Genomic DNA, 16862 nt, shown 5'->3' with positions numbered 1-16862 from the left:
TCATTGGCCTCCCGCCCGTTGCTGGAGCTGGTTGCCCGACTCTATGGCGACGATCTCGGCCAGACCATCGTCCTTGAACAGCAGATCCAGGGTCTTGATCAGCCCTGCCGCATCGTTGCGGGAGCCGGCGACGCGGAAGACGACGGTGGTGTCGTGGAAGGGACCAGGTTCTGGCTGATCGACGACCTGAAGGGACTCCACCTCGAGCGAGTGGCAGACGCTGCAGACCAGAATTTCATCAGCGGTAAGGGGGCGGCGGCAGAGGTGGTGGCCGCAGTTGCGGCACTGGTGAGTAACCCCAGACAACATGGCTTGCGGGCTCATCGAGCAGCTCCTTGCCGGCTCCCGCCGGCAAACGATCGAGGGGAAGGGCAGGGAAGAGGGTTGCGCCTCTTCGATAGTAGGGATGAGGGCATCGGTAAGGAGATTCATGCATTCATCTCCTGCCAAGCCTGCGCGCTCAGGTTCTCGAAGCGCGTTTGCTTGGCGATGAAGGCGGCGCGGACCGTGCCGACTTCGCCGTTGCGGTGTTTGCCAACGATCAGCTCAGCAATGCCCTTGAACTTGGTATCCGGGTGGTAGTACTCGTCGCGGTACAGGAACATGATCACGTCCGCGTCCTGCTCGATGGCGCCGGACTCACGCAGATCGGCAAGGCCAGGCCGCTTGTTCGGCCGGGACTCCAGTCCCCGGTTGAGCTGGGAGAGCGCGATGACCGGGCACTTCATCTCTTTGGCGAGCGCCTTGAGCGAGCGAGAGATCTCGGCGATCTCGTTGGCACGGTTTTCCTGGCCTTCGCAGCGCATTAGCTGCAGGTAGTCGACCAGGATCAGGGCGGGCGGGCCGAAGCGGCGCGCTGCCCGACGAGCCCGGGCCCGTAGCATCGTGGGGGACAGGCCAGCCTCGTCGTCGATGACCAGGCGATTGCCAAAGCCGTTGATGGTGTTGACGGCCATGGTCAACCTCGGCCAGTCCTCATCCTCCAACTGTCCAAGCTTGAGCTTCGTGGCATCAATGTGCCCGATGATCGCCACTAGCCTAAGCATCAGCTGTTCGGCCGGCATCTCAAGGCTGTAGACCTGTACCGATTTGCCAAGCGCGTGGTGGAGCGCTTTGGTGATGCAGTTGAGCACGAAGGCGGTTTTGCCCATGGCCGGGCGGGCACCGACGATGATTAGATCGGTGTCCTGCCATCCTGAGGTGAGGGTATCCAGGTCGTTTAGGCCAGAGGGAACGCCCGTCACCGGCATAGGGTTGTTGAAGCGCTCGTCGATGGTGTCGATCAGCTTGTGCAAGGTCGCCGTCACGTTGCAGAACTCGGCGCCCTTGCGGTCTTGGCCAAGCGCGAACAGCCGCTGCTCGGTCTGCTCCTGCACTTCAGCGGCATTGGCACCTGGTGCCGAAGCCTCGCGGCTGCTGGCAAAGCCCAACAGAATCAGGCGGCGCAGGTGCGCTCGCTGGGCGACGATCTCCGCGTACGCGACGATGTTGGCCACCGAGGGGGTGTCCTTGGCCAAGGTCCCCAGATAGGCAAGGCCGCCCACCTCATCGACGTCAGGCATCACTTCCGCGAGGGTCACGACATCGAAGGGCCGCGACTGGGAGGCGAGCAGGGCGATTCGCCGAAAGATGAGCTGGTGGTGCCGGAAGAAGAAGTCTTCCTCCAGCAGCACATCAGCGATCAGGTCCCAGGTGCTGTTGTCGAGCATCAGCCCGCCCAGGACGGCCTGCTCGGCTTCTTGAGAGTGAGGCGGGATCAAGCCGGCTGCTACGTGCTCAGCGTCTGAGACATGCACGGTGTGATCGTGGGCGGGGACCTCCAGGAGCTGAGCGACGCTCATGGCCGACCTCCCAGCGCCACCTGATCGCGGCGCTGGCCAACGCCGCGGTGGAGCTGTGCTTGAGTCCCCAGCTCGTAGCCCTGGTAGCGCGCCCGCACGTCGTGGCCTTTAGCCTCGAGATGCTCAAGCTCCACGGTGGTCAGGTCAGGATGGTGAACGGCCAGGTAGGCATCGATGACACGCTGGGTCTCGTCTGGTTTGCCCTTGGCGAACTGGTGGACCTTGACGCTGACTGCTTCGATCCAGCCTTCGGCGAAGACCTGGCCACGGCGCCGTTTGGTGGCCAGCTTGCAGCGAGTCTGACTGCGGACGAACACCTTGCGAGCGGCCAGGAGTTGCTGGTGGAGTGCGGAATAGGCGTAGCTGGCCATCTCAGGCCCGACACCGATACCAACAAACTTGAACGCCCATCCCAGGCGCTGATCGCGAAAGGCCAGGGGATCGCAATCGAATGCTTGGGCGCACACCAGTGCGAGCTGGTGAAGCCAATGGGCGGGCGCTTTGCGGGTGCCTGTGGCAACGACTGCTTCGCTGGCCAGCACTGCCTGGACGTCAACGTCCATGAGGTTGTGCTGCTGCATGAGCTTACGCGCCTGACGCAGCGCGATCTCAGCTTCGTTCGGCGCGGCGCCGGCGTCCTTGGCCAAAGCGAAGCACTTGGCGACGCGCTCCAGGATCTTCTGCTTGTTGGCGTCCATCTCACTTGCCCTCTCTCACCAGGGCATGCACGGCCGATTCGTTCAGGGCCATGAAGCGCTCAGTCCACTCGGGAAAGAGTTCAATGGCGAGGTTGCGGATGACCTGCAGGGCAGCGGGTGCCTGACGGTTACTAGGCTGCCTGTACTCCAGACGATGTGCAGGCACCCCATGAGTGGCCGACTCGCAATAGACAACTGCATCAGGAATGACGGTATCTATGACCTGGATATCGGAATGGCCACGGAAGGTCTCCCGGATCGTCGCATCCAGCTGACGCGCGTCTGAGGTGAGATCCAGGCCGTTCACTACGGCCTTGATGGGCGGTACCGGCAGCCCAAGGCGGGCATAGGGTCGGAGTCCGTCCAGCATCTGCAGAGTGCCGCGGTTGAATTCGCGGGCGGACAGCATTTCGGGGGGGAGGGGGGAGACGGCGAGGTCCGAAGCGAGCATCACCATCTCGAGGAGCACGGTGCGGGCGCCCTGCGTATCGATCAGCACCAGGTCGAAGTCGTCCTGGAAGATGTCCTTGAGATGAGCCAGGCGAAGCCGGCCATCAGGCGCTTGCAGGAGGAGGTTGATCAGGTGGTTGTGCGGATCGTTGGAATAGATCAGCGACAAGTTCTGGATATTGGTCTTGGAGACGATGCGATCGAGGCGTGTCTCGTTGCTGGCGATCAGCTCGAAGACGCCGCAGGGGGCGGGCTCGACGAGATCGTAGTAGGACGACAGGGAAGGCTGGACAGGATCCAGATCAATCAGCAGGGTTCGTAGCCCTGCATCGGCACAGAAAGCGCCTAGGTTGGCGGTTTTGGTGGTTTTGCCTGTACCGCCCTTGGTCGAAATCGCAGATGTGGTTTTCAAGTTCGCAGCCTCTAATGGGTTCATTAGAGGCCGCTTGTTTTCACTGAGAGGCGCGTCGCGCCTGGGTGCAGTGGTGGGTCAAAAGCAATTGGCTTTTAACCAATTGGTCGTAGGTTCGAATCCCACACGACCCACCATCTTCACCAGAAACCCTCCGCAAGGAGGGTTTCTGCGTTTCAGGCCCAGGCAGCGGCGATCCACGTAGGGTCCAGTGCGGTCCTCTGATGTTGTCGGAGGGCGTCGATATCGGCTTGAAAAACGCTGCGTCCCTGGCTGCACGGTTTGGCGTTGCGCGGTGGATGCACCTGATTCCAAATAGGCCGGGTCTAGCCACCTCTGAAACGCCTATGCAGGTCCATGCACAGGTGCGTCTGGATAGGACCTTAGCCTTTACCTACCTGAAAATCGGCAGGTGCCTTTGCATGTCGACAGGGTAGGTCATCCTCCCAATGGCATCGTCGAATCCACAACCAGCTGCCGCCAGGATAAGGCTCGCTCGGGCTGCGAGGACCTGTTGCCCTGGGGTTTAACCACCAAGTCAGACATGGGAGCAACCTGAGCTGTACGCTGGAAGGCCTTGTCTACTTCCGGCGCCGAGGCGTATTCCGCGCCCCTGACCTGCAGATGTGGCCGCTCTCGCCTGGGGCAGAACGGCTACCGGCACAATAGCTGACGAAAAGGTGCCCGGCGCCTGAGGGACGGTTGGGAGATTGCCGGACAGGCAGCGTCACCCCGGGCGACTGGACCGGCGTGGATGTCAGCGCCACGCCGGTGGGCACGGATTCGACTGCGACAAGGGGGAGGTGTTCGGTTTGAGCGTCTTGCGTCCTGGCGTCGCGAGCGGTTGACTTAATCGTGGCCAAAAAAAGCCCCCGCACAGGGCGGGGGCAGATTCAGTTCGAAGCCTTCAGATATGCCAACCTGAAAGAAGAGCTGGAGCACTCTCTCAAGCTGACTGCACCGCCAATTGGCGATTCAGGCCAGGCCGCCAGGACGTGAGCAACGTCACTGTTGAATCATGTTGGCCGCTCGCTGCGTCGCTTCGGACGTGCGCGTAGCCAGCTTTCGAACCTCGTCGGCTACCACCGCAAAGCCTCGACCGGCCTCTCCGGCTCGTGCCGCTTCGATCGCGGCATTGAGCGCCAGCAGGTTGGTCTGGGCGGCGATGCCCTGGATCGAGCTGACGATGTCGGTGACGTTCTTCAGGCTCTCTTCCATCTCGCGATGCTGGGCTTGCTGCGCGTCCCGAAGCGCATTCTGCTCATGGGTGGCATGGATATCGGTCAGGGCGCCCACTACCCGCAGCGGCGTTCCGTCGTTGGCGCGCCTGGTCTGACCCCGTGCCCTGAACCAACGGTAGCTTCCATCCTTCAGTTTCAGACGGTAGGTGATATCGAAGCCGGTCTTGCCGCTATGGTCATTGAGGTGGGCGCCAAAGGCCTCGATGCTGCGTTGCTTGTCCTCGGGATGCAAACGGGACGCCCAGCTGTCGAGAACATCGGGAAATTCTTCGACTGTCTCGAATCCCAGCAGGCGGCGGAACTGGGGCGACCACCAGAAAGGATTCTGCGCATTGACCGGATCGCCCGCTATCACCTCCATGTCCCACAGGCCATCGTTGAGCATTTCACGCGCAAGCTCGAAACGTGTCAGGGTCACCTCGAGTTCAGCATCGCGCTGGCGCTGATCATGGATGTCTCTGAGAGAGCCAGCCACCCGCAGCGGCGTACCCCGGGCGTCGCGGAGAGTCTCGCCGCTCGCGCGAAACCAGCGATATTCGCCGCTTTTGGTCGCCACCCGGTATTCGATGTCATAGGGGGTGTTACCGCTGCGATCATTCAGGTGCCGGGCGAATGCGTCCAGGGTAGGTTTGCTGTCCTCAGGGTGTAGCCGATTGGCCCAGCTTCCGAGTTCGTTCGGAAAGTCCTGTTCGCTGCGAAAGCCTAGGAGGGCACGAAACTGATCCGACCACCAGAACGCATTACGCGGGTTCACCGGATCTCCGGCGACCACTTCCATATCCCACAGGCCTTCACTGGTAGCACGATTGACCAGGTTGAAGCGGGTAGCCAAACGGTCAACCGCGGCCTCGCGCTCGGCGAGGCGAGCAGTCAGCTGTTCGATCTCACTCTGCATCTCGTGCAACTGAGCGTCGAGAGTCCCTTGGCGAGCCAGCAGTCCCTTCAAGCCTTCAGCTACCTTTCGCACCGGCGCTGGGCCGGTCAGCGAGTCGAGCCTGGCTGCGGCCTCGGGTTGTTCCACAGCGGCAGCGATTACGTCGAGACCACGCATGATGGACAGGTACCGAAGGATGGACATAAGGCGATTCCGAGAAGGTGATATGGCCAGACATGTGATGTCTGTTTGATATCAGCTGTCGGCACAGGCGCGATTATCTTTAACGCGATATTCGAGCTGCGTTTGCCTAGCGGACGTGCGGTCACCCTATAGCACGGGCGCAAAGGCTCGCTGAGGCCAATGGCTGAGAGGCATACGACTGGACGGTTTCAAACGGCTCTAGCACGCTCACTGTGTGATCGGCCGATTGCATCTGCGCCTATCTGCCCCGAGCACTTCACCGCATCTCCTGCAGCACCTGTTACAGCTGCAAGTTGAGGCTGTTCTCCACCAGCGGGATCTTGCCTCTCACCAAGCGACGCTTCCGTCTTGGTAGGCCCGGTCTTCCGCTTGGTCCTGCGATCCAGGCGTCCAGGGCAGCCCCAGCAAGAACAGCTAGTTGGCAACAGTCAGGTTATTGCCGGTTCCGGCCGCTGACGTCGGGCCGATAAAGATCCGACAATCGGCGTCCTGCTGGAAACGATCGACTGCCTGCTGACGCGTCGCGAGGCTGTCTGTGGGCACCAGGGAGACACATCGTCCTCGAGGTCGAGCTACCCCAGCACCTATCAAGGAAAAGCACTCGGGAAATTCTTGCTCTAGACGGGACAAGACATCCAAGTATCCCTGTTCAGCATGGTGGGGGCTGAAATGGAGTATGCCCCCATTCCAGGCGTTCGGCCTTGTGTTCAACTGTGCGTCGCGGCGGATCTTGTTCATCTCGACGGGTCGCACCGCAACCAGCGGGTACCGCTGGAGTTCGTGCGTGAGTAGCCGTCAGTGCGGCGATATGAAGGCGCGGACTGAGGTGTGGGCAGCGCGCAACTTCCAGCTGCCTTCCGCGGGCCAGCGGTTAAACGTGGAGGAGGGCGAACGCTGCTCAAGATCCCCTCGACCTACTGGTTCGGCGGCATCGCTTAGATAGCCCCTGAGATGTGGTTGGACAGAGGAACGCTGATCCAAGAACCAATCAGCTCACAGCGTACGGATGATCGCTCTGCGGAAGTCATCGATGTGATGATGGATGGCATGGATAGCCGCCTCGCTGTCACGGTTCTCCATGGCATTGAGGATCTGCAGATGCTCTTCGTAGATGCGCTCGCTATGGTGCATCTCCGACATGGTCAGGAACCAGAAGCGGGCCTGCTTTTCATGCAGGTTGCGCAGTAGGTCGGCGAGTACCCGGTTACGCGCAGCCGCTGAAATGGCCAGGTGGAATTGCAGGTCCACGTCCATCAGCCCGGGTACATCCCGTTGTTTGAGCAGTGCTGGCGACCGCTCGAGGATAGTGCGCATGGCGATGAAATCGCTCTCCTGCGCCCGTTCAAGTGCCAGCTTCACGCACAGCTGTTCGTTGCAGACCCGCACATCGATCATGTCGAGAACGTCGTTGAGCGAGATCGCGGTGACTATCACCCCCTTGCGCGGCAGGATGGTCACCATTCCCTCCATTTCCAGCCGGTGCAAGGCCTGATGCACTGGTGTGCGGCCCAAACCGAGCAGCTGCGTGAGCTGAGCTTCATTAATCGCGTCGCCCGGACGTAGCTGACAGGTAATGATGCGCTGCTTGATCTGCGCATAAGCGAGCTCTCGCAGGCTGGCACTGCCTTTGACGGAGTTGGAGGTGTCGGTGGTATCGAGCAAGAAACTGTCCTCGAGGCACTACTGATATATCACTGTATGGAAAAAGGCTGCCTCTGTCGCCTCTTGCCGGGTCAATCAATAGGCCGCTCTGAACCGGAATTGCACAGGAATGCGCTGAAACGGTGCAGATAGGTAACAGCTGGCCTCCTTTCCGCTCCTCCGTGCGTATCCATCAGCTACGCAATCCACTGATTTGATGGGACTTTCCTTGGCGTGGGCCGAGCTGGCACAGGCGTTGCTCTGTGAAAATACTGTGATATATCAGTCGATCATCAGTAACAGAGCTGGTGCCGTTATTCCCTGTCCAAGGAGCGAAAGATGACGCAACTCAACCTCAACGTGATCGGCCATGGTGAAGTCCGTGTCGATATCGACCATCTGATCATTGCCGGCTGGGCTGGGCGCGACAGCGCTGCGGTCGAGCATCACATTGCCGAACTGGAAGCCCTGGGCGTACGCCGTCCCACTCAGATTCCCTGTTTCTACCGCGTCGCGGCAAGCCTGCTTAACCCTGCGCCCAGCATCCAGGTGCCCGGCAAACACTCGTCCGGCGAGACTGAGATCGTGCTGATACCCAGTCCTGAAGGATTACTAGTGGGCCTCGGTTCTGACCATACCGACCGCAAGGTTGAAGCCTTCGACGTTACGGTTTCCAAGCAAATGTGTGACAAGCCCATTGCCTCCATGGCCTGGCGCTTCGCCGAGGTGGAAGGGCACTGGGATCAACTGGTGATGCGCACCTGGCGAGATCGCGACGGCGTCCGCGCCCTTTATCAGGACGGCCCTGTGACCTCGCTGCTGGCGCCCGCGACCTTGTTGGCCAAGCTCGATGACAGCGCTGCGCTACCCGCGGGTACCGCGATGTTCTGTGGCACCCAGCCGGTGATCGGCGAGTTGGGGTATGGCGAATCCTTCGAAATGGAGCTGTTCGACCCGGTGCTTGGCCGCAGCTTGAGCCATACCTACCGCGTCGAGCCACTGCCGGTAGCGGAGTGACCCTGATGAAAGCGATCAGTGAGTTGGCGCTTGAGCTTGCCCAGGGCACGACCACCAGCGAGGCGCTGGTAACGCAAGCGCTGGAGCGCATCGAAGTCCATCGCGCTGCGGGTGGCCACGCCTACATCAGCGTCGATACCCAGGCTGCGCTATTGGCGGCACGAGCCAGCGACCAGGCTCGCGCTGCTGGCTACGCCCCGTCGCCCCTGGCGGGCCTGCCGGTATCGATCAAAGACCTTTTCGACGTGCGCGGGCAAGTCACCGCCGCCGGGTCCAAGGTATTGGCCCGGGCAGCGCCCGCCGGCTGCGATGCCGCCATCGTGGCTCGCCTGCGCGCCGCTGGCGCCGTTCTGCTCGGGCGGACCAACATGAGCGAATTCGCCTTTTCCGGCCTGGGCCTGAATCCCCACTACGGTTCGCCGACCAGCCCGGTGGCTGCTGGGCGCATCGCAGGCGGTTCCAGCTCCGGTGCAGCGGTGAGCGTAGCCGGCGGCATGGCCGTGGCTGGCCTGGGAACAGATACCGGTGGATCGCTGCGTATCCCGGCCGCCTTTTGTGGTCTGGTGGGCTTCAAGCCCAGCGCACAACGGGTGTCGACTCAAGGCACCATGCCCCTGGCCAGCAGCCTGGACTCGGTTGGTGCCCTCACCAGAACGGTGGCCGATAGCATCCTGCTTGACGAAATTCTTTCAGGCGAAACATTCGACTCTCGCCCTGCCTCCCTTGCCGGCTTACGCCTCGCAGTGACCCGTGATTTCGTTCTGGATGGCCTGGATGACACCGTGGCTCGCGCCTTCGAGCGCAGCCTGGAGCGTCTGCGGGAAGCCGGTGCTGTGATCAGCTGGTTCGACTTCCCTGAGTTGCATCAGCTGCCGACGATCAATGCCGCAGGCGGCCTCACCGCTGCCGAGGCGTGGTATCTACATCATCCCTGGTTGAGCGGTAGCCAGGCCGGCGACTACGACCCGCGCGTGGCCCAACGAATTCGCCGTGGCCAGTCCCTGAGCGCGGCCGACTACCTGCACCTGCAAGCCCAGCGCAAGGTCATGATCGCCGCTGCAAAGGCACGTCTGGGTGACGCCGATGCCTGGTTGCTGCCCAGCGTAGCTGTCGTTCCGCCGCTGTTATCCGCCCTGGAGCAGGACGATGAGCAGTTCTTTGCCACCAACGGCCTGGTACTGCGCAACACCAGCGTCATCAACTTCCTGGACGGCTGCGCGCTGAGTCTGCCCTGTCACTGCGGCGACGAATTGCCTGTGGGCCTGTCGATCGCCGGGCTGAACGGCCAGGACGCGCGCGTGCTGCAAGTGGCCCGCAGCGTTGAGTCGCTGTTGCGCAACAGTTGAAGCAGTGCCGTTCTCGCAGGGCAACGCCAGCGGTACCCCCTTGAACCCTTGATGCTCCGACGTCCCCTCAGGGTCTTCCTCGGCGCTGAATCGATGGAGATGCAGTATGAACCAGAACCCCGTCCTGATCGCCGATTCCCAAGGCGCGAACCCGGACAGTACCGCTACCGCCGCGACCTATCGCAAGATCGCCTGGCGTCTGCTGCCATTCCTGGTGTTCCTCTTCGTTCTGGCATGGATTGATCGAGTAAACGTCGGCTTCGCCAAGCTGGCGATGCTTGATGACCTGGGTTTCAGTGAAGCGGTCTACGGTCTCGGCGCAGGCATCTTCTTCATCGGCTACTTCCTCTTCGAAGTGCCGAGCAACCTGCTCCTGGAAAAGATTGGCGCACGGCGCACGTTGGCGCGTATCACGATCCTTTGGGGACTGACCTCGGTGGCAATGGCCTATGTGGAAAGTCCAATGTCGTTCTACGTCCTGCGCTTTCTGCTCGGTGCATTCGAAGCCGGCTTCTTCCCTGGCGTGGTGTTGTACCTCACCTACTGGTTTCCCGCGGCGCAGCGCGCACGCATCAACGGGATGTTCATGACTTCGTTCGCCATCGCCGGAGTGGTAGGCGGTCCTATCGCAGGCTTCATCATGAGCCGCATGGTCGGGGTTGGCAGTCTGGCCAACTGGCAATGGCTGTTCATCATCGAGGGCATTCCCTCGGTACTGGCCGGTATCGCGGTGCTGCGCTACCTGCCTGAAAAACCGGCCCAGGCCAAGTGGCTGACGCAGGCAGAGCGCGATCACGTCAGCCAGGTCATTGCTCGAGAAGATGCCGCCCCCGAAAAACACAGCGATCTGAGAAGCCTGGTTCGCAATCCCAAGGTATGGCTATGCGCACTGGTGTACTTCTGCATCGTCTCGGGCAACGCCACCATCGCGTTCTGGACCCCGTCGGTGATCAAGTCGTTGGGCATCGATAACAACATGACCATCGGCTTGCTGGCCGCCATTCCGTTCATCATTGGAACGCTGGCAATGGTGTGGAACGGCCACCATTCCGACCAGACCGGCGAGCGACGCGCCCATTGCGCCATCGCTGCACTCCTGGCGGGTCTGGGCTTGATAGCGACTGGCCTGTGCCTAGGCAACGCCACCCTGGCGCTGATCGCCCTGACCGTGGCGGCGGCCGGCATCCTGGCCGCCTTCCCGGTGTTCTGGTCGATCCCCGGCGCATTCCTGGCGGGTACCGCCGCCGCAGGTGGAATCGCTCTGATCAACTGCATCGGCAATCTGGCGGGCTTCGTCGCGCCCTACATGATCGGTTTCCTGCGCACCCTGACCGGCAGTCTCTCCGCGGGCCTGTACTTTGTTGCGGCGCTGGAGATTCTGGCGGCCGTAATGGTGTTCCTGCTGTTCAAGGACGTCAGGGTCAGCGAAAGCGCCTAGTCTGTGAAAACCATAGGCAAGCCCTGGGGCTTGGGTGTCAGGTGGCATCTGACGGATGCAACTTGTGAACACATCCCCGCCGCCTGCTTCCAGCCCTTGAGGCCGCTCGCTGACGTCCTCCAGCCGACCCGCCATCACCTGTAGTAGCCCGTCTCGCATTTCGGTGGTGCCATCCACGCGCAGCTGTGACGCCAACCGTTCACGTTGTTGGCGGTCCGCCAGGATTCGCCATACCCCCCCATTGACGATTTCGTACCGCAAGAGGGTAAGCAGGTACGTGCCGGGAGGGTCCGTAAAAAGGCATAGTCCGATCAGAGGTCTTAAGCAACGGTCGGTACGACGAGCTTCTGGATATCCTCCTCGATCACGGCCTCCTAGAGCCCCTCTCTCTCTGAAAACTGGCCTGGACAGAGCGATGAGTGGTCGTCTGCCAGATTGTTTTTACCACCAGAGCGAGAGGGGATATCGGCTTATCTCAATGCGCAGCTGATGTCACTGAAACAAGGGTGATCATGGATTCATAGCCGTTAGCCAAGCGCTCGCGTCGATTCTTCAGGGTTTCTGAACAGCCAGGGCTGACGTGCCCGGTGCTTGATTTCGAACGCCGTGATCGCATCGGCTTCCAACAAGGTCAGGCCAATATCGTCCAGCCCCTGGAGCAGGCAGTGTCTGCGGAAGGCGTCAATCTCGAAGTCCAGGATTTTGCCATCCGGACGGGTCACGGTCTGGGCCTCCAGGTCGATGTGCAGCTGGTAGCCCGGCTCGGCTTCGACCTGCCGGAACAGCTCGTCCACCTCACTATCGCTCAAGACGATCGGCAGCAGGCCGTTCTTGAAACTGTTGTTGAAGAAGATATCGGCGAAGCTCGGTGCGATGATGCTGCGGAAACCGTACTCCTCCAAGGCCCAGGGCGCATGCTCGCGACTGGAACCACAACCGAAGTTCTCCCGGGCCAGCAAGACGCTGCTGCCCTGATAGCGCGTGGCGTTGAGGACGAAATCCTGGTTCAGCGGCCGCTTGGAATTGTCCTGGTACGGCTGTCCCTCATCCAGGTAGCGCCATTCATCAAACAGATTGGGGCCGAAACCCGTTCGGTAGATCGACTTCAGGAATTGCTTGGGAATGATCTGGTCGGTGTCGACGTTGGCGCGATCCAGAGGGGCGACAAGTCCTGTGTGCTGGGTAAAGGCTTTCATGCTTGGCTCCTTCAGATCAGATCAGGTCACGGACGTCGACGAAGCGACCGTTCACCGCCGCAGCGGCGGCCATGGCCGGGCTGACCAGGTGGGTACGACCACCGGCTCCCTGGCGCCCGGCGAAATTGCGGTTGGACGTAGAGGCGCAGTGCTCGCCGGACTCCAGGCGGTCCGGATTCATTGCCAGGCACATCGAGCAGCCTGGCTCGCGCCATTCGAAACCGGCGTCGAGGAAAATCTTGTCCAGGCCTTCCGCTTCGGCCTGGGCCTTCACCAGACCTGATCCCGGCACGACGAGGGCCTGCTTGATGGTCGAAGCCACCTTGCGGCCCTTGGCGATCACGGCCGCAGCCCGCAGGTCTTCGATCCGCGAATTGGTGCATGAGCCGATGAACACGCGGTCGAGCGGGATGTTGGTGATCGCCTGATTGGCGGTCAGACCCATGTATTTCAGGGCACGGACGATGGAGTCGCGCTTGATCGGGTCCGCCTCCTGGGCCGGATCGGGAACGTTCTGGTCTACGGCCAGGACCATTTCCGGCGAAGTGCCCCAGCTGACTTGCGGCTTGATCTGCGCGGCGTCGAGTTCGACCACCTTGTCGAAGCGGGCGCCGGCATCAGATACCAGGTCTTTCCAGGCTTCGACGGCCATATCCCACTCCGCGCCTTTCGGGGCGAACGGGCGGCCCCTGATATAGGCGATGGTTTTTTCGTCCGTCGCTACCAGACCTACGCGGGCGCCGGCCTCGATCGCCATGTTGCAGATGGTCATGCGGCCTTCGATGGACAAGGCCCGAATGGCGCTGCCCGCGAACTCGATGGCGTGGCCATTACCCCCGGCGGTACCGATCTTGCCGATTATTGCGAGGATGATGTCCTTGGCGGTCACCCCGAATGGCAATTGGCCATCGACGGAAACCAGCATGTTTTTCATCTTCTTGGCGATCAGGCACTGGGTCGCCAGCACATGCTCGACTTCGGAGGTGCCTATACCGTGTGCCAGCGCCCCGAAGGCGCCATGGGTGGCGGTGTGGGAATCGCCGCAGACCACGGTCATGCCCGGCAGGGTGGCGCCCTGTTCCGGAGCGATGACATGAACGATACCGTGGCGAACGTCGTTCATCTTGAATTCGGTGATGCCGTACTGGTCGCAGTTGTCATCGAGGGTCTGCACTTGCAGACGCGAAACCGGATCGGCAATGGCGGCGATCCCGCCCTTGCGCTCTGACGTAGTCGGCACATTGTGGTCCGGGGTCGCGATGTTGGCATCGACACGCCAGGGCGCGCGGCCGCTCAGCCGCAAGCCTTCGAAGGCTTGGGGCGAGGTCACTTCGTGAATGATGTGACGGTCGATGTAGAGCAGCGCCGAGCCGTCGTCGCGCTGTTTCACCAGATGCGAATCCCAGAGTTTGTCGTAAAGTGTTCGGCTAACCATCGCATTATCCTGCCTTGAGTTTTTTGTATGCCAGAAAACTGGCTCTTAGATCGAATCGAACAACAAGAACGTGTTTTTCATCGACAAGTAATGAACACAATCTTTGTGCGGAGCAGACGCCGACATGCGGCTGCGTAATAAAGCGCAGTCAGATTTTTATTAATGTTTGAGCGCCCGACTTGTAACATCGGGTAGTTGCACAAGCGTCTCGCTCGGTGATGTCGCCGATCTGGCGGTCTCGGAGCGCGCAGCATCACGAGTTTCTTCCAGGTCTTCGCCATCAAGCGCTCTATTCATCTTGGCCGTGTCCAAAGCGCCCACCCATTTGGCGATGGCCATCGTTCCGACCCCATTGCCGATCGTATTGGTAATGCCCCGCGCCTCGGACATGAAGCGATCCACACCCAACAGCAGCACCATGCCGGCCACCGGGATGGTGTCGAGCGAAGCCAGGGTCGCCGTGAGGATGATGAAGCCTGCCCCGGCCACGCCCGCGGACCCCTTGGAGGTAAACATCAGAACGGTCAGCACGATCAGCTGATCGGTCAAGGTCAGCGGGGTATTGGTCGCCTGGGCGATGAAGATGGCGGCAATGGTGTAGTAAATGGCTTGCCCATCAGGATTGAAGGTCAGGCCTGAGGGAATGACGAGTCCTGCCACCGGCTTGGATACACCGGCCTTCTCCATTTTCGAGATCATCTGCGGCAACACCGATTCGGATGAGCAGGTCCCCAGCACGGTGAACAGTTCTTCCTTGATGTACTTCAGGAACTTCCAGAGGCTGAAGCCACTGTATCGGCAGATCGGACCCAGTACGAAAATCACGAACACCGCGCAGGTCAGATAGACGCAAGCCACCAGCTTGCCCAACGAAAACAGCGAGCCGAAGCCGTATTTGCCGATGGTGAAGGCGATCGCGCCGAAGGCTCCGATAGGCGCCAGGCGCATTATCATGCTGACGATCCGAAACATGCCTTGCGTCAGGCTGTCGAGCGTGTCCACGAAGAGTTTCGCCCGCGGCCCGGCATTGGCCAGGGCCACCCCTAGCAAGACTGAAAACAGGAGTATCTGCAGCACGTTGCCCTTCGCGAAGGCATCGACGATGGTGTTGGGAATGATGCCCATCAGGAAGTCCATGGCCGACGTATGCTTGGCGGCCGTGGCGTAGCTGCTGAGACTTGCAGTATCCAGGGTCGTGACGTCGACATTCATTCCACTGCCGGGCCTCAATACATTGGCGACCACCAGGCCGACGACAAGCGCCAGGGTGGAAACCACTTCGAAATAGATCAGGGCACGGAAGCCGACCCGTCCCAGTTCCTTCATGTTTTCCATTCCGGCGATGCCGGTCACTACCGTCAGGAAGATGACCGGCGCCAACAGCATCTTGATGAGCTTGATGAAGGCATCGCCCAGGGGTTTCAGTGCCGCCCCTGTTTCAGGAAACAGCACGCCGACAAGAGCACCGGCTATTACTGCGATCAACACCTGTACGTAGAGTTTTCCGAGCGCTTTTTTCATTGTTAACCCCTGAATTTTTATTTTTGTCAGGAGACATCGGGTAATCGGCTTTCGACCGATCGCGAGATGTCTGAGGTATTGCCTCGCGCGATTGAAGGCGGTCAGCGATCAATCAGTACCAGCGCGCACATCTCCTCTATCGAAGTTAAAGGCCTCGGTGCGAGCCGCTTTCAATAGGGTGAAGTTCAACGTCGAACGTCTTCGGCAGTCGTTACTGGTCTTGGATCCCATTGTCTGGCTCAGTCCAATACACTTCGCTGAAACTGCGGGAGTTTTGATGGCGCTTTTAACTGGCTCAACTAAGCCGATTGGTGCGGGATGGTTGACCGCAGGCTGTTCAGCAGTGTGCGAGAGGAGTATATGTAGTGATCGCGACCCTGTGAGTGCTTCAAAATCACTACTTAATTAACTTTGAGTTACCAATGAGCCAGACCCTTGATCTCGCTTTTTTCCATCTGCTTGCCGAGAAAGGCAGCCTGGCAGCGACCGCTCGGGAACTGGGGGTGACCCCGCCAGCGGTGAGCAAGCGTCTGAGTGCCCTCGAAGCACGCCTGGGCATTCGCTTGGTCACCCGGACAACCCGGTCCATGAGCCTGACGGCCGAGGGGGAGATGTACTTCAACCACGCCGAGCGCATCCTCACGCAGATCAATGAGGTGGAGCAGCTGGTCAGCAGCTGTCGCGCGACCCCCAAGGGCCTGATACGCGTCAATGCGACCCTGGGTTTCGGCCGCCGCTATATCGGCCCGGCCCTCGCTGCCTTTCATACCCGCTATCCCGAGGTCAAGGTGCAGCTGGAGATCAGCGATCATCCGCTGGATCTTGCCGCCCATGGTTTCGATCTGGCCATCCGGATCGGCAACCTCCCCGACGCGGCGTTCCATGCCCGCAAGATCGCCTCCAATCGCCGACTGCTATGCGCCTCCCCCCTCTATCTGGAAAAGCATGGCAGCCCCTCCCGGCTCACGGACCTGCAAGACCACAGCTGCATTTTCCTGCGGCAGAACGAAGCGACCTACGGCGTCTGGAATTTCAACAACGGCGGGCGCACGCAAAATATCAAGATCCACGGTGCCCTGAGCTGCAACGACGGGGAAGTGGCCTTGAACTGGGCCCTGGAAGGCTATGGGATTCTGCAGCGCTCCGAATGGGATATCGCCCGCTATGTACGCAGCGGGCGCCTGAGGGTGGTGTTGGAAGACCAGACCGAGCAGGCGGATATCTACGCGGTTTACCCGCAACAGCTGCATCTTTCGGCCAGGGTGCGCAGCCTGATCGACTTTCTGGTCGAGCGTTTCTCCAATATCAACGCCATGGGAGAGGACACCGGCGAGTCCGACGCCTGAGCGCTGGGCGATCGCTGCCCACGGGCGGGGAGGTTGACGCGTTTTGCCTGATCCTGCTGACCGTGCCTGATCACTTCCAGCGGGCAGGGTGTTGCCATGAACGTCCAGGGCACGTAGGGGCGCATCACAGCATTCGGCTCGATCAGGGACCAGGACGGCTGGTCGAAGCTTTCCTGCTCAAGCCCTGAAACCATGACCTTTC

At 60.7% G+C, this 16862-nt stretch carries 13 protein-coding genes and 1 pseudogene; 4 read left to right on the top strand and 10 right to left on the bottom strand.

The features are described from left to right. From BGI51_RS22245 to BGI51_RS22220, 7 genes and pseudogenes are all read right to left on the bottom strand, one after another. Nucleotides 1-432 (bottom strand): hypothetical protein, encoded by a 432-nt coding sequence (locus BGI51_RS22245; RefSeq protein ID WP_187979777.1) that lies wholly within the window; start codon nt 430-432, stop codon nt 1-3. After that, complete coding sequence (gene dnaB, locus BGI51_RS22240; RefSeq protein WP_252977166.1) at nt 429-1841, bottom strand: replicative DNA helicase; 1413 nt, start codon at nt 1839-1841, stop codon at nt 429-431. Before dnaB ends, BGI51_RS22245 begins: the two co-directional genes overlap by 4 nt. Further along, entirely contained in the window at nt 1838-2539 is a 702-nt protein-coding gene (locus BGI51_RS22235; protein ID WP_187979776.1) for a DUF2786 domain-containing protein, read from the bottom strand. The genes dnaB and BGI51_RS22235 overlap by 4 nt, the downstream gene beginning before the upstream one ends. 1 nt (nt 2540) lies before the next feature. Further along, complete coding sequence (locus BGI51_RS22230; RefSeq protein ID WP_093256053.1) at nt 2541-3401, bottom strand: ParA family protein; 861 nt, start codon at nt 3399-3401, stop codon at nt 2541-2543. Between the two features lie 1005 nt (nt 3402-4406). Then, nucleotides 4407-5720, bottom strand: a complete 1314-nt coding sequence (locus tag BGI51_RS23810; RefSeq protein WP_187979775.1) for a methyl-accepting chemotaxis protein — start codon at nt 5718-5720, stop codon at nt 4407-4409. Nucleotides 5721-6003: 283 nt separating this feature from the next. Then, nucleotides 6004-6275 (bottom strand): annotated as a pseudogene (locus BGI51_RS23705) (C-terminal helicase domain-containing protein); the annotation flags it as partial. Between the two features lie 438 nt (nt 6276-6713). Next, complete coding sequence (locus BGI51_RS22220; protein ID WP_252977165.1) at nt 6714-7382, bottom strand: GntR family transcriptional regulator; 669 nt, start codon at nt 7380-7382, stop codon at nt 6714-6716. Nucleotides 7383-7700: 318 nt separating this feature from the next. Here BGI51_RS22220 and BGI51_RS22215 point away from each other — a divergent pair, with 318 nt between their 5' ends. The 3 genes from BGI51_RS22215 (at nt 7701) to BGI51_RS22205 (ending at nt 11162) form a co-directional block, all read left to right on the top strand. Beyond that, nucleotides 7701-8378 carry a DUF2848 domain-containing protein gene (locus BGI51_RS22215; RefSeq protein ID WP_187979774.1) on the top strand — a complete coding sequence of 226 codons (678 nt, stop codon included), beginning with the start codon at nt 7701-7703 and terminating at the stop codon, nt 8376-8378. A 5-nt stretch (nt 8379-8383) separates the two neighbouring features. Continuing rightward, nucleotides 8384-9724 carry an amidase gene (locus BGI51_RS22210; RefSeq protein WP_187981383.1) on the top strand — a complete coding sequence of 447 codons (1341 nt, stop codon included), beginning with the start codon at nt 8384-8386 and terminating at the stop codon, nt 9722-9724. A gap of 106 nt (nt 9725-9830) precedes the next feature. Continuing rightward, a complete protein-coding gene (locus BGI51_RS22205) occupies nt 9831-11162 on the top strand; it encodes an MFS transporter (RefSeq protein ID WP_187979773.1) in 1332 nt (443 codons plus the stop codon). Nucleotides 11163-11689: 527 nt separating this feature from the next. Here the strand turns inward: BGI51_RS22205 and leuD are convergent. From leuD to BGI51_RS22190, 3 genes are all read right to left on the bottom strand, one after another. Beyond that, on the bottom strand, nt 11690-12358 hold the full coding sequence (leuD, locus tag BGI51_RS22200) for a 3-isopropylmalate dehydratase small subunit (RefSeq protein WP_187979772.1): 669 nt from the start codon (nt 12356-12358) through the stop codon (nt 11690-11692). Between the two features lie 16 nt (nt 12359-12374). Continuing rightward, nucleotides 12375-13793 (bottom strand): 3-isopropylmalate dehydratase large subunit, encoded by a 1419-nt coding sequence (leuC, locus tag BGI51_RS22195; RefSeq protein WP_187979771.1) that lies wholly within the window; start codon nt 13791-13793, stop codon nt 12375-12377. Between the two features lie 159 nt (nt 13794-13952). Further along, nucleotides 13953-15314, bottom strand: coding sequence for a dicarboxylate/amino acid:cation symporter (locus BGI51_RS22190; RefSeq protein ID WP_187979770.1), 1362 nt, complete (start codon nt 15312-15314; stop codon nt 13953-13955). A 422-nt stretch (nt 15315-15736) separates the two neighbouring features. On the opposite strand from BGI51_RS22190, the gene BGI51_RS22185 reads away from it, so the two are divergent. Then, entirely contained in the window at nt 15737-16660 is a 924-nt protein-coding gene (locus BGI51_RS22185) for a LysR family transcriptional regulator (protein ID WP_187981382.1), read from the top strand. Nucleotides 16661-16862: the final 202 nt, after the last annotated feature.

The sequence above is a fragment of the Pseudomonas oryzihabitans genome, assembly GCF_014522265.1.
Taxonomy (GTDB): domain Bacteria; phylum Pseudomonadota; class Gammaproteobacteria; order Pseudomonadales; family Pseudomonadaceae; genus Chryseomonas; species Chryseomonas aestiva.
This window is presented reverse-complemented; position numbering and strand designations above follow the sequence as displayed.

Excerpts from the sequence above, each read along its gene's own strand:
- BGI51_RS22245 (WP_187979777.1), bottom strand. The coding sequence starts at position 432 with ATGAATCTCCTTACCGATGCCCTCATCCCTACTATCGAAGAGGCGCAA.
- dnaB (WP_252977166.1), bottom strand. The coding sequence starts at position 1,841 with ATGAGCGTCGCTCAGCTCCTGGAGGTCCCCGCCCACGATCACACCGTG.
- BGI51_RS22235 (WP_187979776.1), bottom strand. The coding sequence starts at position 2,539 with ATGGACGCCAACAAGCAGAAGATCCTGGAGCGCGTCGCCAAGTGCTTC.
- BGI51_RS23810 (WP_187979775.1), bottom strand. The coding sequence starts at position 5,720 with ATGTCCATCCTTCGGTACCTGTCCATCATGCGTGGTCTCGACGTAATC.
- BGI51_RS22215 (WP_187979774.1), top strand. The coding sequence starts at position 7,701 with ATGACGCAACTCAACCTCAACGTGATCGGCCATGGTGAAGTCCGTGTC.
- BGI51_RS22210 (WP_187981383.1), top strand. The coding sequence starts at position 8,384 with ATGAAAGCGATCAGTGAGTTGGCGCTTGAGCTTGCCCAGGGCACGACC.
- BGI51_RS22205 (WP_187979773.1), top strand. The coding sequence starts at position 9,831 with ATGAACCAGAACCCCGTCCTGATCGCCGATTCCCAAGGCGCGAACCCG.
- leuD (WP_187979772.1), bottom strand. The coding sequence starts at position 12,358 with ATGAAAGCCTTTACCCAGCACACAGGACTTGTCGCCCCTCTGGATCGC.
- leuC (WP_187979771.1), bottom strand. The coding sequence starts at position 13,793 with ATGGTTAGCCGAACACTTTACGACAAACTCTGGGATTCGCATCTGGTG.
- BGI51_RS22190 (WP_187979770.1), bottom strand. The coding sequence starts at position 15,314 with ATGAAAAAAGCGCTCGGAAAACTCTACGTACAGGTGTTGATCGCAGTA.
- BGI51_RS22185 (WP_187981382.1), top strand. The coding sequence starts at position 15,737 with ATGAGCCAGACCCTTGATCTCGCTTTTTTCCATCTGCTTGCCGAGAAA.